Here is a 22715-nt window from a genome sequence, read left to right as displayed (position 1 = left end):
CACTTTCGCTCTAGATCACAGAGGATGCCCGCGCGCCCCATCGCGCGCGGGTGAAACAGAGGACGGGCAATCAGCGAACGCTGATGGATTCGATGATCTGGTGCGCGCCGCCGGAATGCTCGACGATCGATCGGCACTTGTGCCGCTGAATCTTGCCGGACGGCGTGCGGGGCAACGTGCGCCGCGGAACCAGGACAACCCTGTCCAGGACGAGCGCGCTTCTGCGCCTGCATGTGTGTGCGATCTCGCGCGCGATACCGGCGCCGTCGATGTTCGTCCCGCCCACCTCGGCGATGTAGACCAGCGTGCGATCGCCGGCGTGGGGTGTCGAGTCGATCAGCGCGGTGCTTCCGCTGCGCAGTCCTTCGATCGTGGCCTCGATCTCCGACTCGATGGCGTTCACGTATACGTTGCGCCCGCCGATACAGATCAGATCGTCCGCGCGGCCGACCGGGTACAGCTCACCGCCGTGCACGAAACCCAGATCACCGGTGTCGACGAATCCGTCGGCACCGAAGCGGGCGGCCGTGGCTTCCCGGTTCGAGTAGTAACCCGTCGCCGCCGACGGCGAACGGAACCTGATCGACGCCAATCGGCCGGCCCCTTCCGGCACGTCCAGCTCGACACCCGGCAGCGGCACCCCACAGCTGACGATCCGGCACGAGTTCTCGTCGCTCTCGGGCACGAACCGGACGTGTCCCTCCGCCAGCTCGAGCGCGTCGACACTGCAGTATCCGGGTTCGCGATCGTTCGCGGACGCGGTCACCACCAGCGTTCCTTCCGCGAGGCCGTACGCGGGCCGTACCGCGTCCGCCCGGAGCCCGTACGGACCCAGGCATTCCTGCACGTCGGCCACGACCTCCCAGCTGATCCGTTCCGCGCCCACCATGAGGCACCTGAGGGAAGCGAGGTCGCCCGGCAACGGCTTCTTCCGGATGTGCATGACCTGTGCCGCGACGTGCAGAGCCGTCGGCGATGCCGAGGTGTACGTCGCGCGATAGTGGGCGAGATCTTCCAGCCAGGTGCGGGGCGACAAGCGGAATCGTGCCGTCGTCGAGTAGTAGCCCTCGCCGTCGTTCCACAGTCCGCTCATCAGACCGCCGAAGAACCCCATGTCGTGCGAGAACGGCGCCCAGTTCACACCGACCGTGCCGGGCCCGAAGTCGACCATCTCGGCGATCATGTCCAGCTGGTGTGCGATGGCCGAAGCACTGAGCACACAGCCCTTCGGATTGCCGGTGCTCCCGGACGAGAACTGGATGAACGCCGGGTCGTGGAGACCGGGAAAGTCCGGTTCCGATGCGATTGCGACCTGCTCCGATCCCAGAGCCTCGAAGCTGCGCACCACCGACGCCACGCCGGCCGACTGCCGGATGTCCGCAAGCGCCCGGTCGCTGCAGAGAAGGAGGGGCGGACGGATCCGATCGACGATGGATTCGATCTGGGTGCAGTAGCTTTCGGCGTCGGTGCCGACCACCCGTTCGGGTAGGGACGCAACGGCGGCGCCCAGATACCAGCAGCCCAGCAGCGACCTCACGGCGGCGGCGGAGTTGTCGAGCACGATGGCCACGACGTCGCCCTTCCGAACCCCGTCCGAGGCGAGTTCTCCCGCCACCCTCCTTGCCTCGGCGACGAGATCCGCGCGCGAATAGGGCGCATATTGGCGCCCCTCCCAGAAATTCAGACCGGTCCGATAATCGGTTGCGGTGACAAATATTCGCGTCCAGAAATTGTCCGGCGCTTCGTTTCGCGGATTCAATTAGGTGACTTCCCTTGCCTGTTCCGTCGCAGACCACCGGGGTGCCTGCTGTTCGAGAAGGTCGGCGAGTTCGCCGACCGTGACGACATCGGCGACCAGATAGAGGTCGAAGTCCGAGCCGAGTTCGTCCTCCAATTCCATGAGAAGGTCGCCGAACTGCAGGCTCGTCAAACCCAGGTCGTCCAGTCGCGTTTCCGCCGTGATCTCGAATTCGTCCGGAACGACGTCCCCCAGACGCTCCCTTATCCGATCCTCCAGGTGGCCGACAGTGATGAGACCCCCACTCAAATTCGACCCTTTCTCCATACATAGATTGCGGTTCGTGATCCGAATTTCGCGTACCGGCTGACGATCTCCTTCGTCACGCCTGCGAAGAATCCGGAGAAATACAGATTCCGTGGGCTGTCGTCGGATCGCACCAGCTGCATGAGTGCATTCATCCCACCCAGGCCGACAGCCTGGCCGACGTAACCCATCGAGTACGGCGCGAGATCCTTCCCGCGGGAGATCCGCTGCAGATTGTCGGCCGTGTGCGCGCCCTGCGGTGATGCCGTCGCACAGGACGGACGTGCGCCGGGAACTGCCGCACAGTCCCCCACGACGAAGACGTTGGGCGATCCCTCGCTCCGCAGGAACCGATCGACCAGCGCCCGGCCCCGTTCGTCTACGGCGAGGCCACTCTGCGCCACGAAGTCCGACACACCGGAGATCACGGCCCACAACGTCACGTCCGTCTCGAACGCGGAACCCGATGCGAGACGGACGACGTCACGCCCCTGCCCCTGGGAGATGCCGACGATCCGGTCCGCCAGGATTTCGACACCGGCCTTCTCCAGCGACTTCCGCACCTTTCGGCGAGCGCTCTCGGACAGGCCTGCCGCGAACTCGTCGGCGACGAGCCGCACCTTCAGCCCCTTGCGGGAACGTGCGATCTCGGACGCGGTTTCGATGCCCGTCAGTCCCCCACCGACGACAACGGCGTCGCCTCCGTCCTGCAGACCCGCGAGCCGCGCTTCCGCGATACGGGCACCTTCCCAGGTCCCGACAGGAATCGACCCGGGAATCGGATGGACCGATCCGCCGGTGGCAATGACGGCGTAGTCGAATCCCAGCTGCTCGCCGTCGGCGAGGACGACCTGGTTGCCCCCGATCTTCACGGCGCTTCCGAGGCGGAACGCAATCCCCTTGCGCAGCATCGACGACAGTGGCGTCGCGGCGCCACCGGTGCCGGCGGTCTGCTGGTGCAGGCGAACCCGCTCCACGAACTCCGGACGATCGTTCACAATGGTGATCTCGGCATCGGGAACCTTCTTCGCCAGCCGATTCGCGGCAATCGTTCCCGCATATCCGGCGCCCACGACGACGACACGCATACAACTTCTCCTTATTTTTCATCCGCGCAGGATTCGATACCGCACTGCAATTACAGTGCGGCAGACAGAGAATGTGCAGTTCGTTTCGAGATATGCCGACGCATCGTTTTCCGCCGGCCACACACGTCACGCGAGCCGGCCGATACCGCGTCGATCGAAACTTCAGAAATAACTCGAATTACGAAAAGCGAGAATTCGACGAACGTCGAGAAACCGATCCGCGGGAATTCGCGGACCGGCCTGATGTCGAAACCGAAAGCTGCCCGAGCAGCTGAATGCGATAAGTCACCGTGCCCCCAAGGTGTATCGAATTTCGCCGACCCCTCCCGATCGACTTTCACAGGCTAGCACGGGCGTTCCGCATAGCACAATTAATACCCGATGGGGGCCGTATTCGTTTACAAATATGCGGATCCAGTCAAAGAAACTGTCTATGGGCTCGAAGTTGTCGATCCGGAACTCACTCATCGGGGTTGATAATCGAAATTTCGACCATCTCGGGATTTACGTTCCGGGATCTCGCCGCCGGGCCCGAAGCCGGGGCCTGCGAGCGGCGCAGGCAGTGCCTGCGATCCAGGATCGGAATCTGTTGCAGCACAATCGAATCGAAAGAGTCGTCATCGCGGTACGGCCCGCCCGAGGAGACTTCGTGCAGGAGTCCGTCCACGGATGGGGTGCGGCGTCCCGTACGCCGAATACACGAAGGTCCCGCCCCCGAAGAGAAAGGGGCGGGACCTGCGTGTCTACGGTAGTTGCCTACCGGTAGTCGCTCGAGTAACCGTAGTCGTCGAGCGGGACCGCGGCGCCGGTGTTCTGGCCGAAGCCCTCCGGCGAGTAGTACTGGTCGTCGTAGGCCGGGATGGCGTACGCGGCCGCGCGGGCCTCCTCGGTCGGCTGGACCTGGATGTTCCGGTACCGGTTGATGCCGGTGCCGGCCGGGATCAGCTTACCGATGATCACGTTCTCCTTGAGACCGATCAGCTTGTCCGAGCGGCAGTTGATCGCCGCGTCGGTCAGCACGCGAGTGGTCTCCTGGAACGACGCCGCCGACAGCCACGAATCGGTGGCCAACGACGCCTTCGTGATACCCATGAGCACGGGGCGACCGGCAGCGGGCTCGCCGCCCTCGGCCACGACCCGGCGGTTCGATGCCTCGAACTCGCTCCGCTCGACCAGCGAACCGGGCAGGAACTCCGTCGCGCCCGAATCGATGATCGTCACGCGGCGCAGCATCTGGCGCACGATGACCTCGATGTGCTTGTCGTGGATCGACACACCCTGGCTCCGGTACACCTCCTGGACCTCGTTGACGAGGTGGATCTGCACCTGGCGGGGACCCATCACACGCAGCACCTCGTGCGGATCGGCAGCACCCTCGAGGAGCTGCTGACCGACCTCCACGTAGTCACCGTCGGCGAGAACACCTTCGGTGCCGTTCGCCTTGCGGATGACGTGCAGGCGCTGACGCTTCGACAGCTTGTCGTACACGACCTCGTCGCCACCGTCGTCCGGCACGATCGTGATCTTGTAGAAGCGGTCGTCGTCCTCGAGCCGGATGCGGCCGGAGACGTCGGCGATCGGGGCCTTGCCCTTCGGGACGCGGGCCTCGAACAGCTCCTGGACTCGCGGCAGACCGCCGGTGATGTCCTCACCGACGCCACCCTGGTGGAAGGTACGCATCGTCAGCTGCGTACCCGGCTCACCGATCGACTGCGCGGCGACGATACCGACGGCCTCGCCGATGTCGACGAGCTTGCCGGTCGCCATCGAGCGGCCGTAGCAGGTGGCGCAGACACCGGTGCCGGTGTCGCAGGTCAGCACCGAACGGACGCGGACCTTCTGGATACCGGCCTCGAGCAGCGCCTCGATGGCCGGATCGCCCAGGTCGGAACCGCGCTCGACGATCACGTTGCCGTTCGCGTCGACCGCATCGGAGGCGAGCGTACGGGCGTACGTGCTCGTCTCGATGTGGGCGTCGCGGACCAGCTTGCCGGTCTCGTTGCCCTCGGCGTCGCGCTCCGGCTCCGCGATGGTCATCTCGATGCCGCGCGGCGTGCCGCAGTCGACCTCGCGAACGATGACGTCCTGCGAGACGTCCACCAGACGACGGGTCAGGTAACCCGAGTCGGCGGTACGCAGAGCGGTATCGGCCAGACCCTTACGGGCACCGTGCGTGTTGATGAAGTACTCGAGAACGGTCAGGCCCTCACGGAACGAGGACTTGATCGGACGCGGGATGAACTCGCCCTTCGGGTTCGTCACCAGACCCTTCATGCCCGCGAGCGAGCGGATCTGGGTCATGTTGCCCGCAGCACCGGACTTGACGATCGTCGGGATCGGGTTGTCGTCCGGGTAGTGCGCCTCCATGGCCTGACCGACCTCTTCGGTCGCTTCCTGCCACAGCTTCACCAGCGAGTCGCGACGCTCCTCCTTGGAGAGAGCACCACGCGCGAACTTGCGCTCGAGCTGATCGGCCTGCGCCTCGTACCGCTCGAGGATCTCCTTCTTCTCCGGCGGAACGAGCACGTCCGCCATCGAGACGGTCACACCCGAACGGGTCGCCCAGTAGAAGCCGGCGTCCTTGAGCTTGTCGACGGTCTGCGCGACGACGATCATCGGGTAGCGCTCGGCGAGATCGTTGATGATCGCGGCCTGACGCTTCTTCGGCATGATGTCGTTGACGAAGCCGTAGTTGACGGGCAGCAGCTCGTTGAACAGCACGCGACCGAGGGTCGTGTGCGCGGTCCACGCGTCGCCGTACCGCCAGCCCTCGGGGAACAGCTCGTTCTCGATCTCGCGCGGCGGACGCTGCTGCGTCAGACGCACCTTGATCGGGGCCTGCACCGACAGCGCACCGCGGTCGACGGCCATGATGGCCTCGGCCGGGGACGAGTACACGCCCTGCTCCGGCTGATCGGCGGTGGCCGGGGCGTACGCGCCGACGGCGTCCTCGACGAGACGGGTCAGGTGGAACAGACCCGTGACCATGTCCAGACGCGGCATGGCGAGCGGACGACCCGATGCCGGCGACAGGATGTTGTTCGAGGACAGCATCAGGATGCGGGCCTCGGCCTGCGCCTCCGCGGACAGCGGCAGGTGCACGGCCATCTGGTCACCGTCGAAGTCGGCGTTGAAGGCCTCACACACGAGCGGGTGCAGCTGGATCGCCTTGCCCTCGACGAGCTGCGGCTCGAACGCCTGGATGCCGAGGCGGTGCAGCGTCGGTGCACGGTTCAGCAGCACCGGGTGCTCGTTGATGACCTCTTCGAGGACGTCCCACACCTGCGGGCGCTGACGCTCGACCATGCGCTTGGCGGACTTGATGTTCTGCGCGTGGTTCAGGTCGACCAGACGCTTCATCACGAACGGCTTGAACAGCTCGAGCGCCATCAGCTTCGGCAGACCGCACTGGTGCAGCTTGAGCTGCGGGCCGACGACGATGACCGAACGGCCCGAGTAGTCGACACGCTTGCCGAGCAGGTTCTGACGGAAACGACCCTGCTTGCCCTTGAGCAGATCGGACAGCGACTTGAGCGGGCGGTTGCCCGGACCGGTCACCGGCCGGCCGCGACGACCGTTGTCGAACAGCGCGTCGACGGACTCCTGCAGCATCCGCTTCTCGTTGTTGACGATGATCTCGGGCGCGCCGAGGTCGATCAGTCGCTTGAGGCGGTTGTTGCGGTTGATGACACGGCGGTACAGGTCGTTCAGGTCGGAGGTCGCGAAGCGGCCACCGTCGAGCTGAACCATCGGGCGCAGCTCCGGCGGGATCACCGGAACGGCGTCGAGAACCATGCCCATCGGCGAGTTGCCGGACTGCTGGAACGCCGCGACGACCTTCAGTCGCTTCAGCGCACGCAGCTTCTTCTGGCCCTTGCCGCTGCGGATGATCTCGCGCAGCTGCTCGGCCTCTGCGTCGATGTCGAAGGTCTCGATGAGCTTCTGGATGGCCTCGGCACCCATCGCGCCGGTGAAGTACTCACCGTAGCGATCCTGCAGCTCGCGGTAGATCAGCTCGTCGACGATGAGCTGCTTCGGAGCCAGCTTGGTGAAGGTGTTCCAGATCTCGTCGAGACGGTCCAGCTCGCGCTGGGCGCGGTCGCGGAGCTGACGCATCTCGCGCTCGCCCCCGTCCTTGACCTTGCGGCGGACGTCGGACTTGGCGCCCTCGGCCTCCAGCTCGGCCAGATCGGCCTCGAGCTTCTGCGCGCGGGCCTCGAGGTCGGCGTCGCGCTGGTCGGCGACGGTCTTCTTCTCGACCTCCATCTCGGCCTCGAGGGTCGAGAGCTCGTTGTGGCGGAGCTCGTCGTCGACCGAGGTGATGACGTAGGCGGCGAAGTAGATGATCTTCTCGAGATCCTTCGGCGCCAGATCGAGGAGGTAGCCGAGGCGGCTCGGCACGCCCTTGAAGTACCAGATGTGGGTGACGGGTGCGGCCAGTTCGATGTGGCCCATCCGCTCACGGCGGACCTTCGCGCGGGTCACCTCGACGCCGCAGCGCTCGCAGATGATGCCCTTGAAGCGGACGCGCTTGTACTTACCGCAGTAGCACTCCCAGTCCCGGGTGGGGCCGAAGATCTTCTCGCAGAAGAGTCCGTCCTTCTCGGGCTTGAGCGTGCGGTAGTTGATGGTCTCCGGCTTCTTGACCTCGCCGTACGACCAGTTGCGGATGTCCTCTGCGGTGGCCAGGCCGATGCGGAGTTCATCGAAGAAGTTGACGTCGAGCACGTAACTTCCTTTCCCCTGTGCGGGTTGTGTTGCTGCTAGTTGTCGCTATCGCTGCCGGGCCCCCGGGGAGGCGCGAAGGATGCGGCGTCGTCGTTGCCGTCCATACGCGCCTCCTCCGGGGTCGGCTTCCTAGTTCGCGAGGTCGTCGACCGTGGCCGACTCGTTGCGGGAAAGGTTGATGCCCAGGTTGGCCGCTGCCCGCTCCAGGTCCTCGTCGTCGCCGTCGGCCATCGCGATGGCCGCGCCGTCGCTCGAGAGCACCTCGACGTTCAGGCAGAGCGACTGGAGCTCCTTCAGGAGAACCTTGAAGGACTCGGGGATACCCGGCTCCGGGATGTTCTCGCCCTTGACGATCGCCTCGTACACCTTCACGCGGCCGACGACGTCGTCCGACTTGATGGTGAGGAGCTCCTGCAGCGTGTACGCCGCACCGTAGGCCTGCATGGCCCAGCACTCCATCTCACCGAAGCGCTGGCCACCGAACTGGGCCTTACCGCCGAGCGGCTGCTGGGTGATCATCGAGTACGGACCGGTCGACCGAGCGTGGATCTTGTCGTCGACGAGGTGGTGCAGCTTGATGATGTACATGTAGCCGACCGACACCGGGTACGGGAACGGCTCGCCGGAACGACCGTCGAACAGCGTCGCCTTGCCGTCCTCACCGACCATGACCTCACCGTCGCGGTTCGGCAGGGTCGAGGCCAGCAGACCGCTGAGCTCGTCCTCGCGCGCACCGTCGAACACCGGGGTCGCGATGTTGGTGTTCGGCTCCGCCGACAGCATCTCGTCGGACAGGTTCTGCGCCCACTCGGGACGGCTGCCGTCCTCCGCGACCTGAATGTTCCAGCCGGCCTTGCCGATCCAGCCGAGATGCGTCTCGAGGATCTGGCCGATGTTCATACGACGCGGAACACCGTGGGTGTTGAGGATGATGTCGACCGGGGTGCCGTCGGGCAGGAACGGCATGTCCTCCTGCGGGAGGATCTTGCCGATGACGCCCTTGTTGCCGTGGCGGCCGGCGAGCTTGTCGCCGTCCTGGATCTTGCGCTTCTGCGCCACGTACACGCGGACGAGCTCGTTGACGCCCGGAGGCAGATCGTCGTCGTCCTCGCGGGAGAACACGCGCACGCCGATGACCTTGCCGGTCTCGCCGTGGGGCACCTTCAGCGACGTGTCGCGGACCTCGCGGGCCTTCTCGCCGAAGATCGCGCGCAGCAGCCGCTCCTCGGGGGTCAGCTCGGTCTCACCCTTCGGGGTGACCTTGCCGACGAGGATGTCGCCGTCGCGGACCTCGGCACCGATGCGGACGATGCCGCGCTCGTCCAGGTCGGCGAGGACCTCGTCCGAGACGTTCGGGATGTCGCGGGTGATCTCCTCGGCACCGAGCTTGGTGTCGCGGGCGTCGATCTCGTGCTCCTCGATGTGGATCGAGGTGAGCACGTCCTCCTCCACGAGGCGCTGCGACAGGATGATCGCGTCCTCGTAGTTGTGGCCTTCCCACGGCATGATCGCCACGAGCAGGTTCTTGCCGAGCGCCATCTCACCGTTCTGGGTGCAGGGACCGTCGGCGAGGACCTGGCCGGCCTCGACGCGCTGACCCTCGTCCACGATCGGACGCTGGTTCGAGCAGGTGCCCTGGTTGGAACGGTCGAACTTGCGCAGACGGTAGGTCTTGCGGGTGCCGTCGTCGGCCATCACGGTGATGAAGTCGGCGGACACCTCCTCGACCACACCGGTCTTCTCGGTGACGATGACGTCGCCGGCGTCGACGGCGGCACGCAGTTCCATGCCGGTACCGACGACCGGAGCCTCGCTGCGCACCAGCGGCACGGCCTGACGCTGCATGTTCGCACCCATGAGGGCACGGTTGGCGTCGTCGTGCTCGAGGAACGGGATCATCGCGGTCGCGACCGACACCATCTGACGCGGCGAAACGTCCATGAAGTCGACTTCGGCGGCTGGGATGTACTCGATCTCGCCGCCCTTCTTACGGACGAGAACGCGATCCTCGGTGAACCGGCCGTCGGGACCGATCGGCGAGTTGGCCTGCGCCACGACGTGGCGGTCCTCCTCGTCGGCGGTCAGGTAGACGACCTCGTCGGTGACGACGCCGTTCTCGACCTTGCGGTACGGGGTCTCGATGAAACCGAACGGGTTGACCCGCGCGTACACCGACAGCGAGCCGATCAGGCCGATGTTCGGGCCTTCCGGGGTCTCGATCGGGCACATGCGGCCGTAGTGCGACGAGTGGACGTCGCGGACCTCGAGGCCGGCGCGCTCACGGGACAGACCGCCGGGGCCCAGCGCGGACAGGCGGCGCTTGTGGGTCAGGCCCGAGAGCGGGTTGTTCTGGTCCATGAACTGCGACAGCTGGGAGGTTCCGAAGAACTCCTTGATCGCGGCCACGACGGGACGGATGTTGATCAGCGTCTGCGGCGTGATCGCCTCGACGTCCTGCGTGGTCATACGCTCGCGCACCACGCGCTCCATGCGGGACAGGCCGACACGGATCTGGTTCTGGATGAGCTCGCCGACCGTGCGCAGACGACGGTTGCCGAAGTGGTCGATGTCGTCGACCTCGACCGGGACCTCGACGCCGTCGGGGGCGGTCATCACGGTTTCACCGGCGTGCAGGCGCACCAGGTACTCGATCGTGGCGACGATGTCTTCCTCGGTGAGGGTGGACGCCGCGATCGGCTGGCCGCTGTTCAGGCCCAGCTTCTTGTTGATCTTGTAACGTCCCACGCGCGCCAGGTCGTAGCGCTTGTCCTTGAAGAAGAGGTTCTCCAGCAGGGTCTGCGCGGACTCCTTGGTCGGCGGCTCGCCCGGACGCAGCTTGCGGTAGATGTCGAGCAGCGCCTCGTCGGTGCCGGCCGTGTTGTCCTTCTCCAGCGTGGACATCATGATCTCGGAGAAACCGAAGCGCTGGACGATCTGCTCGTTCGTCCAGCCCAGGGCCTTGAGCAGCACGGTGACCGGCTGGCGGCGCTTGCGGTCGATGCGGACGCCGACGGTGTCGCGCTTGTCGACGTCGAACTCGAGCCATGCACCGCGGCCCGGGATCACCTTGACGCTGTGCAGGTCCTTCTCGGTGCTCTTGTCGACGTTCCGGTCGAAGTAGACGCCAGGGGACCGCACCAGCTGCGACACGACGACGCGCTCGGTGCCGTTGATGATGAAGGTGCCCTTGTCGGTCATCATCGGGAAGTCACCCATGAAGACCGTCTGGCTCTTGATCTCGCCGGTGTTGTTGTTGATGAACTCGGCCGTGACGAACAGCGGAGCCGCGTACGTCATGTCCTTGTCCTTGCACTCCTCGACGGAGGCCTTGACCTCGTCGAAGCGCGGGTCGGAGAAGGACAGGGACATCGAACCCGAGAAGTCCTCGATCGGCGAGAGCTCTGCGAGGATCTCCTCGAGGCCGCCGACAACAGGCCCGTCACCACGTTCGGCAGCCTTCGCGCGCCAGCGCTCGGAGCCGATCAACCATTCGAAGGAATCTGTCTGTAGATCGAGGAGCCCGGGGACCTCGAGCGGCTCGCGAATCTTCGCGAACGAGACTCTCTTCGGGGCTCCGGGGATTCCGGCAACTGCCTTGGTCTGGCTAGAGACTGCCAAGATGCGTCCTTCCAGCACCTCACGCGGGCCGCTCCAACCGGTGCGACCGCCGCTGTACCTGCTTCTTCAGTGGGGCGTTTCGGCTGGTCACAACCCGAACGACAGCCCCATCACGAAGACCGGCGGCGGGCACCCCACGAGGGGGCACTTCCGGCTTTGCGAACGAGGTTTGGACAGGAGGCAGCCAGCGCAAAGTCCTAACCTACACCGAAAAACGGCAGATGTCCAACAGGGGTGCCTGAAGCAAGCCCCTCTCCGGAACTCGGACTTTCTCGCGAGTTCGCGCGGGCGTACCGATAGAGTGACCGCTACCGCTCTCCGCGTCAAGAGATCGTTTCGCCGGGACCGCGCCGACCGCAGCGAAACAGCCCCCGACCGGGGTCACCTGTCGGTCAGTTCCGAGACCAGCCAGCGTCCGTCGATCCGCTCCATCCGCACCCGCAGCGGCGCCGCCGCGCTGCCCTGGGCGATCCCGTCGCCCGTCGCGCTGACGTTGATGTATGCCGCCACCTCCGCACGCGAATCGTCGAGCATGGACACCCCGATGTGCGTGACGTCGACCTGCGTGACCGTGTGCGTCTGCACCGCGGCCTGCTTCGTCACCTCCGCGGTCCGGTCGAACTGTTCCTGCATCTCCGGCGTCAGCACCTTGCGGATCGCCGCGAAGTTGTCGTCGATCGTCTCGTAGTTGTAGCCGTGCATCGTCTCGATGGCCTCGGTGGCGGCGCGCTCGACCTGTGCGGTCGCGGCCGTGTCGACCCACGCCCGGTTCTCGACCCTCGCACCGGGCTGGAACGCGGCGACCACCGCGAACACGCCCAGGGCGACCGCGGCGCCGCCGAGGAGCAGCAGCGGACGCGTGCCGGCCCGTGCCGTGGGCTCCGTCCCGGCGGCATCCTCCGGAGCGACCTCCCGGCCGGGCTCCGGCTCGGCGGGCACGGCAGCAGCCTCGGCAGTCCCGGTGCTCTCGGCAGACTCAGTGCTCTCGGCAGACTCAGTGGCCTCGGCAGACTCAGTGCTCTCGGCAGACTCAGGGGTCTCGGCAGACTCAGGGGTCTCGACGGCCTCGGCTGCGGTCTCCGGCTCGGATTTCTTGGACAGCTCCACCGCCGCGCCCTCGGGCGTGCCGGCTTCGACGACCGATTCCCCGACCTCGGGCTTCGGCGCGCTCGTGTCCTGCCCGGGAGCCGCCGGCCGCGCAGTCGGAGCCGTCGGCCGGGCGGCGCCGGCAGGGCCCTGCGCGCGGCCGGTTCCGGCGATCTTCGGACGTCGGCGCGGCCCACCGGTTCCCGGATTGCGTCGTTGCGGCGGCACTACACACACTCCTCGAGTTGCTCGGTCACCGTCGGTCCCCTACTGCCCGGGCGCCGGTCCGGCCGGGGCCGTCGGCTCGGCGGGCAGCGGAGTTTCGGGCAGGGGCGTTCCGGCGGGCGGCGCGGCCGGTTCTGCGGGAGCCGGAGCGGCCTCCGGATTCGCACCGGACTCGAGCTCCACCGAACCGAGCGGCTGGATCGTCTCCGCCTTCCAGATGTCCCCGTCCTTACGGACGGCGACCTCGACCGACACCTTGTTCTTCACGAAGTTCGTGGGCGTCGTCGTGGTCACCGACAACACCACGAGCGCACGCGCGGTGTCGTCGTCGGTGTTCAGCTCCGTCAGCGACCCGAACAGAACATCGGCCGCCATCCCGGTGCCGGTGGCCGCGACCTGGTCGCGGATCTGCTGTTCGGTGGCGTTCAGATCGTTCACCAGCGCATCACCGGTGATCGACGACCGCATGTTGTCGAGCGATCGGTCGACGTCGTCCGCATCGACACTGTTCAGATTGATCGCCGCCTGCATCGCACCGGACAGCGCCGCGTCCCTCGCGTCGGCCGTGGGCCGCTCGACGAACAACGCCCGCCCCCAGCCGACACCGAACCAGATCGCGGCCGCCAGCGCGACCAGCGCGACGACGCCGACGACCGCGAGCCCCACCGTGCGGAACCTGTCGCCTACCGGTCGGGTTGTGGTCTCCTCGCTCACTCCAACAACCTACTCACTTCACTTCGGGGTGACCCCGAGCAGCGGTGCCAGCTGCGTCGCGATCGGGTTCAGGTTCAACTTGTCCGGGTCCTTCTTCGGGATGAAGTCCCACGGCTGGAGGGTCAGCGGGTCGGCGAACACGATCCGGTTGGCGCTGCGCACGCCGGTGACGCTGCCCTGCGGCACTTCGCACGACGCGTTCGTGTTGAACGGGAAGTCCTGCTGCGTGTCGTCGAAGTTCGGGTTCTGCCGGTGCATCTCGTCGAGGATCTCGTAGGTGCCCTCGTATCCGATCGTGCAGGACGGCGGGTTGTTCGTCTCGAGGACGATGCCCTGCCGGACCGCGCCGTCGCCCGGTGCGACCGTCGAGGAGCTGCCGGCCACCGCGGGCAGGAACGCCAGGAGCGGCTGCAGCGCGATCGCCTGGGGCGCGAGCTTGTCGCCGAGCAGTGCCAGGTTGGTGAGATCGGTCGTCAGACCCGGACCGCTGTCCGCGACCAGCTGGGTCAGCTGCTCGCTGGCGGCCTGTCCCGTCTCGATGAGACGCCGGATGTCCGGGTCGCTTTCGCGCAATTGCGCCGTGACCAGGTCCAGATCGGAACTGAACTGCTGAATCGCCGACGACTGCACCGACTGCGTGTTCAGCACGGTCTCGCTGTCCCGGACGAGAGTGACCGTCTGCGGCAGATAGTCCACTCCGGCCGCGCTGAGCTCGGCCAGCGAGTCGACGAGCACCTGCAGATCGTCACCGCGACCGTCGAACGCGTCGCCGAGTTCCGTGACGACGGTGTGCAAGGCATCCACCGGGACCGAACGCACCAGGTCGTTCGTGCTCACCAGCAGGTCCTCGACCGGGATCGGAACGGCGGTCCGGTCCTGTTCGATGACCGACCCATCCACCAGGAACGGGCCTTCGGCGGTATCGGGCCGCAGGTCGACGTACTGCTCACCGATCGCGGAACGGTTCGCCACGACCGCGCGTGCCGACGCCGGGATGTCCGGGCCGCCGTTGTCGAGCTTCAGCTCGACGTTGAGGCCGTCCTCGGTGAGCGACAGTTCGCCGACCCGGCCGACCGGGACACCACGGTAGGTGACCTCCGCGTTCTTGAACACCCCACCGGACGTCGCGAACTGCGCGTTCACCGTGTACTGCCCGAAGCCCAGCAGGTTGTCGAGACGGACGTACCGGGCGCCGACGAACAGCACCCCGAGCACCGCGATCACCACGAACACCGCGAGCTGCGCCTTGACCAGGCGTGATCTCATTCGCCACCCCCGATGCCCAGCTGGTTCATCAGACCCTCCAGGGGATTGGCCGGCGGAGCTCCGGCGCCCGCGGGACCGGCGAGACCCGTAGGGAGACCCGGCACCGCCTCGGGCAGGGTGGGCGTCGGCAGGATCGGCAGCAGCGACACCGTCGGCCATCCCGGCCGCGGGCCGTTGCCGTCGACGTACGGGTTGGACGGATCGACCAGCGGCTTGGGGTTACCGAACTTGGGCTCCCGGTAGACCGGCTCGCCCTGTCCGACACCGAGGGCCGCGAGCGCGTCCCCGATCTGCAGATCGACGATGAGGAACAGGTTCACCGAGCTGCCGAGCGCGATCTTCTCCACCCCGTCCGGGAACGGCACGGTCGGGATGAACGGCAACGCCTCGACCAGGTCGTCTCCGGAGATCGCGAGCTGCTGCAGAGTCGGGCGCAATGCCAGCAGGTCGGCGATCAGATCGTCCTTCGACTGTTCGAGCACATCGGTTCCGACCGTGCCGAGCCGATCGAGCTGCGTGAGCAGTTCGACGAGCTGCGGGCGTTGCTGCTCGAGGACCTCCGTCGCGACCGGAAGCTCGTCGAGAATCCCGGCGATCCGGTCGGTCTGCGCGGCCACGTTCGAGCTCAGCGTGTCCAGGCCGTCCAGCGCACGCGTGATGTCGTTCTTCTGCTGTTCGAGTCCGGCGATCAGCAGATCCGCCTGTTCGAGCAGGCTGCGCGTGGTTCCCTCGCGCCCGTCGAACGCGGTCGACAGCTCCTTGACCACCGGCGCGAGCTGTCCCACACCGCCGCCGTTGAGCAGCAGCGACAGCGCGCCCAGCACCGGTTCGATCTCGGTCGCGGCGCGGGTCCGCTCGACGGGGATCGAATCGCCGTCGGCCAGCCTCTGCGTCGACGGGTCCGTCGGGGGCGAGCTCAGCTGGACGAACTTCTCGCCGAGGATGCTGGTCTGCTCGACCTCCGCGAGCGCATTCGCCGGCAGATCCACCGAGGACTGGACCACGACGTCCACATCCGCCGTCCAGCCGTCCGGGGCGACGGAGATCGATTCGACGCGACCGACCGGCACCCCGTCCACCTTCACCGCGGACTGCGGCACGAGGTCCAGCACGTCCTCGAACGCGATGGTCAGGTGCATCGGGTCACTTCCGACGTCGGGGCCACCGGGCAGCGGAATATCGGAACCCCCGCCGCAGCCCGACACCGTCACCGCCACGACACACAGCCCCGCGGCGAGGGCGACCGCACGTCCCGATCCCACCGAGGGGATCCCCGATTTCGAGTGCCTCACCGATCACCCCCCTCTCCGCCGAGCTGCAGTCGCGGCGATTCGACGCCGGGCACCGTGCCCGGAACCACCTGCCGCTGGATGTTCTCGCCGCTCAGGATGCCGAACGGCAGGATCAGATCCGGCGACCTCTGGTCCGCGGTCACCTGCGCCATGATGTCGCCGCATCGGTCGATGAGCGGCTGCATCTGTCGTCCGAGCCGTTCGAAGCGTTCGTCGCCCGGCACCAGCTTTCCGAGGTCGATCAGCTTGCACACGGCGGCGTTCGGATCCTGGAGGTCGGTGAGCACGAGTCGCGACGACAATGCCCCGGCCTCCGCGTCGTACGAGTTGACGAGGTTGCTCACCGCCAGCGGCAGCAGGGTCAGCGAGTTGACCAGCGAATCCCGGCGATCCGCGAGCGTCTGCGTGATCGGCACGAGCGCGTCGACGTTGTCCTTCAGGATCGCCTGGTTGTCCTGCACGAACGTCGCGACGTCGCCCAGCGTCACCGACAGCTGGTTCAGGGCCTGACCGAGATCCTCCCGCTCCCCCGCGAGGAATCCGGACAGCTCGGCGAGCTGGCTGTTGAAGACCCGTACCTGCTCGTCGTTCGCGGCGAGAGCGCTCACGAACACCTGCAGGTTCTCGACGGTGCCGAACAGGTCGTCACGCGAGGAGTTCAGGGTGCGGGTCGCCGCGGACAGCTGATCGATACTGCGGCCGAGCGCTTCCCCGTTGCCGGCGAGGTTCTCCGCGCCGACCTCGACGAACTGCGACAGCGCGCCTTCCTTGTTCGCGCCCTCCGGTCCCAGCGCGCGCGACAGCTCGTCGATGGTGGCGTAGAGCTCGTCGACCTCGACGGGCGTGGCCGTGCGTTCACGCGGGATCACCGCGCCGCTCTGCATCGTCTCGCCGCCCGTATAGGCGGGAGCGAGCTGCACGTACCGGTCGGCAACGACCGACGGCGTGATCTGCGCGGCCCGCGCGTCGGCCGGGATGTCCACACCGCGGTTCACGCGCATACGGACCTGCACGAGATCGCCCTGCGGCTCGACCGACAGGACCTTGCCGACCTCGACACCCAGCACCCGGACGTCGGAGCCTTCGTAGATGCCGACGGCCTTGTCGAAGTACGCGGTGATCTCGGTCGTGCCGACACGTTGGTAGGCGTACCAGCCGCCGGCGACGAGCGCTGCCACCAGTGCCGCGGCGAGCGCGACGAGCACTGCCGTGCGTCCGTTCCCGCGCGTGGAGTCGTCCCCGTTCTCGGCGTGCGCCATCAGTTACCCCCTTCCAGCGTGCGGCCCGGTTCGCGGTAGCCCGGAATGTCCGGCAGCCCCGGCGGGGTGAGGTTCACGACGACCTGGTCGAACCAGCGGCCGTTGCCGACGACGTTCGTGTACAGGCGCACGAAGGGTTCGTACAGCTCGAAGGCACGATCGAGATTGTCGTTGTTGTCCTGCAGGATCTGCACGACACCGCGGAGCTGTTCGAGTGCGGGACCGAACTGCTCCTCGTTCTCCCGGACGAGACCGCTCAGCTCGGTCGACATCCGCTGCGTGCCGTCGAGCAGCTGCGAAATCGCCTCCCGGCGGTTGTTGAGCTCCGCGACCAGCAGCGCACCGTCGCTGATGAGCCGGTTGAACTCGACATTGCGGTCGGCGAGGATCTGCGAGGTCTGCGCGGTCGCGTCGAGCAGCTTCTTCAGCTCCTGGTCGCGGCTCGCGATCGTCTCCGAGATCCGGCTCACCCCGTCGAGCGCGGCCCGCACGTCGTCGGGTGTCTCGGAGAACGCATCGGACAGGGCAGCGAATCCGGCGGCGAGCTGTTCGGAGTCGATGTCACCGAGGGTGGTCGCTGCGGACGAGAACGCCTCGATCACGTCGTACGGCGCCACCGTGCGCTCGAGCGGAATCACGTCCGACGGATTCAGCACCTCGGTTCCGCGCGGATCGAGCGCGAGGTACTTCTGGCCGAGGATCGTCTTGATCTGGATCGAGGCCGACGTGTCGTCGCCGATCCACGCGTCCTTGACGTTGAACTCGACGACGACCCGGTCACCCTCGAGCTCGACCGCGGTGACCTGGCCGACCTTGACGCCGGCGATGCGCACCTCGTTGGTGGGCTTGAGGCCTGCCGCCTCACTGAACTCGGCCTTGTAGGTGGCGCCGGCACCGATGATCGGCAGCGAGTCCAGGAAGAACGCGGACAGCGTGGCCAGCAGGACCACCAGAATGCCCAGGGCACCGGCCGCTGCCGGACTGCGACGTCTACTCATCGTCCCTGCAACTCCTGCATTCCGTCCTGCGTGCACCGTTTCGCGGCATTGGTGTAGATCGGCTGGTTCACCGTGGGCAGCCCGGTGGGCAGATTCAGATACGGGACCGAGCCCGGACCGGCGATGATGTCGATGCCGCACAGATAGAACTGGAACCACGAGCCGTAACTCGCGACCCGGCCGAGCTTCTCGAGCTTGACGGGCAGCGTCTCCAGAACCTGGTCGACGGCGCCGCTGTTGGCGTTCAGGGTGCCGGCGAGTTGGTTCACCGCGGTGATCGACTGTGTGATCGCCGGGCGGGTCGGTTCGAGCACGTCGGCGACCGCGTCCGTCAGACCGGCGAGGGACTGCACCGCGGATCCGACCGTCTCACGATCCGCGGCCAGGCCGCTGACCAGCGCCTGGGTGTTCACGAGCAGCGCATCGAGCTCGTCGTCCCGCTCGTTGACGGTGGTCAGCACCGTGTTGAGGTTGTCGATGACCGCGCCGATGACCGCGTCCTTGTCGGCGATCGTGTTGGTCAGCGACGCGGTGCTGCGCACCAGGTCGTCGACGGTTCCCGATTCGCCCTGGAACACCTGGACGATCTGGTACGACAGCTTGTTGACGTCCTCCGCGGACAGGGTCTGGAACAGGGGCCGGAAACCGTTGAACAGCGTGGTGAGGTTCACCGCGGGCTTGGTCCGCTCGAGCGGGATCGTCTCGCCCGGATTCAGCTTCTGTCCCTGTGCACCCTCGCCCTGCCCGAGCGCGATGTACCGCTGGCCGACGAGGTTGCGGTATCGGATCGTCGCGGTGGTGGATGCGGGCAGGTAGTCGCGGTCCTCGACGGTGAACGTCACTTCGGCGTTGCGCTCGTCGACGATCGAGATGTCCTCCACCTGCCCGACCCGTACGCCCGCGATGCGGATCTCGTCACCCTTGTTGAGCGAGGTGACGTCGGAGAAGATCGCGTGGTATTTCTCGCCCCCACCGCCGCCGAGGCTGGCGATGGTCGCGGCGAGGATGCCCGTCGCGACGACCGTGACGACCGCGAAGACGATCAGTTTGATCAGAGGTGCTGCCAGTCCCCTCATTCGAAGCTCACCTCCGTTCCCCGCATCGTCGGCGCGCCGAGCCGGGTGGTCCACCGCGGCACGTCACCGGGTTCGAGACCGGTCGCGGCCCCGTAGATCACGTCGAGCGTTTCCTGTTCGGCCGCCGAGCCCGTGTAGGACACCGGAACGGTGCCGATGATCACGCCGACGTCGTCCGGAACCCCGGAACCCTCGGGGGCCGGGAAGAACGGGATCGTCTCGGGCCCGGGGTTGCGGGACGGCACCTGGTAGGAGCCGTCGTTGATCGAGCCGCCCGGGTACTGCGGGAACTTCCTGCCGGGCGCGGTGACGTTGTCGTAGCAGGCCGGTCCCCGGTCGTCGAGCAGCCGGGGTTCGTCCTGGTTCGGCAGGTAGCGGCCCTTCGGATTCGTGAACTGGACGCTTGCGCGCACACCGGGGAAGGGATCGTCCACCGCGAGCACACCCGCGGCGGCCGGCGCGGCATCGGCGAAACCCTTCAGCATGCACGGGAACGACGGCGAGTACCGGGCCAGCAGCTGCAACGCCTCCTTCGAGTCCGCGGAAATGCTGATGATCGACGCCGCGTTGGTCTCCAGCAGGCCCGCGGTGTCGGACGATGCACCGGTCGCGGACACCAGCAGGGTCGCGATCTGGTTCTCCTGCTCGACCACGGTGTTTCCGGTGGTTCGCAGGTTGTTGAACGCGTTCACCAGGTCCGGTGCCGCCTCCGCGTAGGTCTGCGAGAAGTCCGCGAGTCCGCGCAGGTCCTCCTGCAGGGCCGGCAGTTCGACTCCGACCTCGCGGAAGATCTGCTCGAGATGTTCGACCGTGCGACCCAGGGTCTCGCCGCGACCGCTGAGGCCCTGCGCGAGCGCACCGAGCGTGCTCGCCAGGTCCTCCGGCGGGATGGCCTGCAGGAGCGGGAGGACCCCGTCGAGAACTTCACCGAGTTCGACGGTCCGTGCGCTCTTGTCCTGCACCAGGACGTCACCGGCGGCGAGCGGACGGGCCGGGTCTTCGGGCAGCAGCAGGGCGACGTAACGCTCACCGAACAGCGTCTTCGGCAGCAGCTGGGCCGTCGAATTGGCCGGAATCAGTTCCGCCTTGTCCGGGTCGATCGCCAGGTGCGCGGTGACCTGACCGTCCTCGACCGACGTCGAGCGCACCTCGCCGACGATCATGCCGCGGACCTTGACGTCGGCGTTGTGCGGCAGCGCGTTGCCCACGCTGTCGGTCAGCAGGTCGACCTCGACGACCTTCTTGAAGGTCTTGTTGTACATCGCGATGGTGCCGCCGAGGAACAACGCCAGGACCAGGAAGAACACCAGTCCCAGCACGCGGCGGCGGAGCGTCGAGGGTGTCTCGATCATCCGGCCACCCTCACCGTCGTCGTCGTGCCCCAGATCGCGAGGCTGAGGAAGAAGTCGAGAACGGCGATGGTGACGATGGCGGTGCGGACCGCCCGGCCCACCGCGACACCCACCCCTGCCGGGCCACCGCTGGCGTGGAAGCCGTAGTAGCAGTGGATGAGGATCAGCACGAACGCGAAGATCAGCACCTTCGCGAACGAATAGAGCACGTCCTCCGGTGGCAGGAACAGATAGAAGTAGTGGTCGTACGAGCCGGACGACTGACCGTTGAACAACGTGCTGATCACGCGGGTCGCGAGATACGCGGCGAGCAGGCCGATGATGTACAGCGGGATGACGGCGACGAAGCCGGCGATCATCCGGGAGGTGACCAGGAACGGCACCGACGGCACCGCCATCACCTCGAGCGCATCGATCTCCTCGCTGATGCGCATGGCGCCCAGCTGCGCGGTGAAGCCGCACCCGACGGTCGCGGACAGCGCGAGCGCCGCCACGATCGGCGCGATCTCACGGGTGTTGACGTAGGCCGACAGGAAGCCGGTCAGCACCGACGATCCGAGCTGTTCGAGCGCGGCGTAACCCTGCAGGCCGACGACGACGCCGGTGAAGCCGGACATCATCGCGATGACACCGATGGTGCCGCCGATGACGGCGAGCGCACCGCTGCCGAAGGTGACCTCGGCGAGCAGCCGCAGCACCTCCTTGCGGTAGTGCGTGATCGTCTTCGGAGTCCACGCGACCGCCCGCGCATAGAACGACATCTGGTCGCCTGCGCGATCCAGGACGTTCAGCGGTGCGCGCAGCACCCTCCTGCCCCGGAGCAGGAAGAGATCTCCGCGGCCCTTTGCAATCGTCATCGCTTCAGGATCCCTTCGCAGGCACGATCTGCAGGTACACCATCGTCAGGATCAGGTTCGCGAAGAACAGCAGCAGGAACGTGATGACGACGGTCTGGTTCACGGCTTCACCGACGCCCTTCGGGCCGGCCCCGGGATTCAGGCCCTTGTAGGCGGCGACGACTCCGGCGATGAGACCGAAGACCGCCGCCTTGAGTTCGGCGACGTACAGGTCGGGTAACTGGGCGAGCGCCGAGAACGACGCCAGATACGCGCCCGGGGTGCCGCCCTGCAGGATGACGTTGAAGAAGTAGCCGCCGGCGATGCCGACGACCGAGACGAGTCCGTTGAGCAGCAGCGCCACCAGGATCATCGCCAGGACACGCGGGACGACGAGCCGCTGGACCGGATCGATGCCCAGCACCCTCATGGCGTCGATCTCCTCGCGGATCGTGCGCGACCCGAGGTCGGCGGTGACGGCGGATCCGGCCGCGCCGGCGATCAGCAGGGCGGTCACGATCGGACTGCCCTGCTGGATCACCGCGAGCACGCTGGCGGCACCGGTGAACGATTCGGCACCGAGCTGCTTGATGAGCGAGCCGGTCTGCAGGGACACGACGGCCCCGAACGGGATGGCGACCAGGGCGGTCGGCAGGATCGTGACGCTCGCGATGAACCACGCCTGCTCGATGAACTCCCGGAACTGGAACGGGCGGCGGAAGGTGTTCCGCACGACGTCGACGAACAGTTCGACGATGTTCCCGGCTTGAGTGAGTGCACCGTGTACCGGACGCACGAGCGAACTACTGCCGACCCCCATCTGGTCTCCTACTTCTGGCCGTACTGCTGATCGAATTCCTCGCGATAGACGGGGATCACCTGCGTGTCGTCGTCACGGCCGTCGTAGCCTGCGGGTACCGCTGCCGCGACGTGCGCGGCTTCTTCCTGGTCGTAGCTCTCGAGGATGGCGGCCTGAGCGCTCTCCGGGAGGGTGTGCAGGATCTGCCGCACCCGCTCGTGACGGCGCGCCACGGCCTTGCGTTCGGGCATGCCCGGCGTGGCCTGCATCTGCGGCACGATGCCCTCGACGTCGTCGACACCACCGGCATGATGCCCCGCGTCGACGAGCGCCT

At 66.8% G+C, this 22715-nt stretch carries 15 protein-coding genes and 1 pseudogene; all 16 read right to left on the bottom strand.

Annotated elements, in window-relative coordinates; all coding sequences use genetic code 11:
* Window positions 1-70 precede the first annotated feature (70 nt).
* Window positions 71-1759, bottom strand: a complete 1689-nt coding sequence (locus tag ACWDTS_RS24045; RefSeq protein WP_450109612.1) for an AMP-binding protein — start codon at window positions 1757-1759, stop codon at window positions 71-73.
* Window positions 1760-2047: an acyl carrier protein gene (locus ACWDTS_RS24040; RefSeq protein ID WP_248676087.1), complete on the bottom strand. Its 288-nt coding sequence runs from the start codon at window positions 2045-2047 to the stop codon at window positions 1760-1762.
* Complete coding sequence (locus tag ACWDTS_RS24035; RefSeq protein WP_450119158.1) at window positions 2044-3132, bottom strand: NAD(P)/FAD-dependent oxidoreductase; 1089 nt, start codon at window positions 3130-3132, stop codon at window positions 2044-2046. Before ACWDTS_RS24035 ends, ACWDTS_RS24040 begins: the two co-directional genes overlap by 4 nt.
* A gap of 756 nt (window positions 3133-3888) precedes the next feature.
* Window positions 3889-7860, bottom strand: a complete 3972-nt coding sequence (locus ACWDTS_RS24030) for a DNA-directed RNA polymerase subunit beta' (RefSeq protein WP_197250530.1) — start codon at window positions 7858-7860, stop codon at window positions 3889-3891.
* A gap of 129 nt (window positions 7861-7989) precedes the next feature.
* Window positions 7990-11496, bottom strand: a complete 3507-nt coding sequence (rpoB, locus tag ACWDTS_RS24025; protein ID WP_197250531.1) for a DNA-directed RNA polymerase subunit beta — start codon at window positions 11494-11496, stop codon at window positions 7990-7992.
* Window positions 11497-11859: 363 nt separating this feature from the next.
* Window positions 11860-12417 (bottom strand): hypothetical protein, encoded by a 558-nt coding sequence (locus tag ACWDTS_RS24020; protein ID WP_450119157.1) that lies wholly within the window; start codon window positions 12415-12417, stop codon window positions 11860-11862.
* A gap of 414 nt (window positions 12418-12831) precedes the next feature.
* The gene (locus ACWDTS_RS24015; protein WP_248676097.1) at window positions 12832-13455 is read right to left on the bottom strand and encodes a hypothetical protein; all 624 of its coding nucleotides are present in this window, start codon (window positions 13453-13455) and stop codon (window positions 12832-12834) included.
* 66 nt (window positions 13456-13521) lie between these two features.
* Window positions 13522-14769 (bottom strand): MCE family protein, encoded by a 1248-nt coding sequence (locus tag ACWDTS_RS24010; RefSeq protein WP_450109610.1) that lies wholly within the window; start codon window positions 14767-14769, stop codon window positions 13522-13524.
* A complete protein-coding gene (locus ACWDTS_RS24005) occupies window positions 14766-16031 on the bottom strand; it encodes an MCE family protein (RefSeq protein ID WP_450109609.1) in 1266 nt (421 codons plus the stop codon). Before ACWDTS_RS24005 ends, ACWDTS_RS24010 begins: the two co-directional genes overlap by 4 nt.
* 26 nt (window positions 16032-16057) lie before the next feature.
* On the bottom strand, window positions 16058-17320 hold the full coding sequence (locus ACWDTS_RS24000; protein ID WP_197250535.1) for an MCE family protein: 1263 nt from the start codon (window positions 17318-17320) through the stop codon (window positions 16058-16060).
* The gene (locus ACWDTS_RS23995) at window positions 17320-18318 is read right to left on the bottom strand and encodes an MCE family protein (protein ID WP_450109608.1); all 999 of its coding nucleotides are present in this window, start codon (window positions 18316-18318) and stop codon (window positions 17320-17322) included. The genes ACWDTS_RS24000 and ACWDTS_RS23995 overlap by 1 nt, the downstream gene beginning before the upstream one ends.
* Window positions 18315-19394, bottom strand: a complete 1080-nt coding sequence (locus ACWDTS_RS23990; RefSeq protein ID WP_197250537.1) for an MCE family protein — start codon at window positions 19392-19394, stop codon at window positions 18315-18317. The genes ACWDTS_RS23995 and ACWDTS_RS23990 overlap by 4 nt, the downstream gene beginning before the upstream one ends.
* Entirely contained in the window at window positions 19391-20746 is a 1356-nt protein-coding gene (locus ACWDTS_RS23985) for an MCE family protein (RefSeq protein WP_450119156.1), read from the bottom strand. The genes ACWDTS_RS23990 and ACWDTS_RS23985 overlap by 4 nt, the downstream gene beginning before the upstream one ends.
* Complete coding sequence (locus ACWDTS_RS23980; RefSeq protein ID WP_450109605.1) at window positions 20743-21603, bottom strand: MlaE family ABC transporter permease; 861 nt, start codon at window positions 21601-21603, stop codon at window positions 20743-20745. Before ACWDTS_RS23980 ends, ACWDTS_RS23985 begins: the two co-directional genes overlap by 4 nt.
* Before the next feature lie 4 nt (window positions 21604-21607).
* Window positions 21608-22402: an MlaE family ABC transporter permease gene (locus tag ACWDTS_RS23975; protein ID WP_197250540.1), complete on the bottom strand. Its 795-nt coding sequence runs from the start codon at window positions 22400-22402 to the stop codon at window positions 21608-21610.
* Window positions 22403-22410: 8 nt separating this feature from the next.
* Window positions 22411-22715: pseudogene (locus ACWDTS_RS23970) on the bottom strand (ABC transporter ATP-binding protein); the annotation flags it as partial.

This window comes from Rhodococcus sp. NPDC003383 (assembly GCF_053589115.1).
This window is presented reverse-complemented; position numbering and strand designations above follow the sequence as displayed.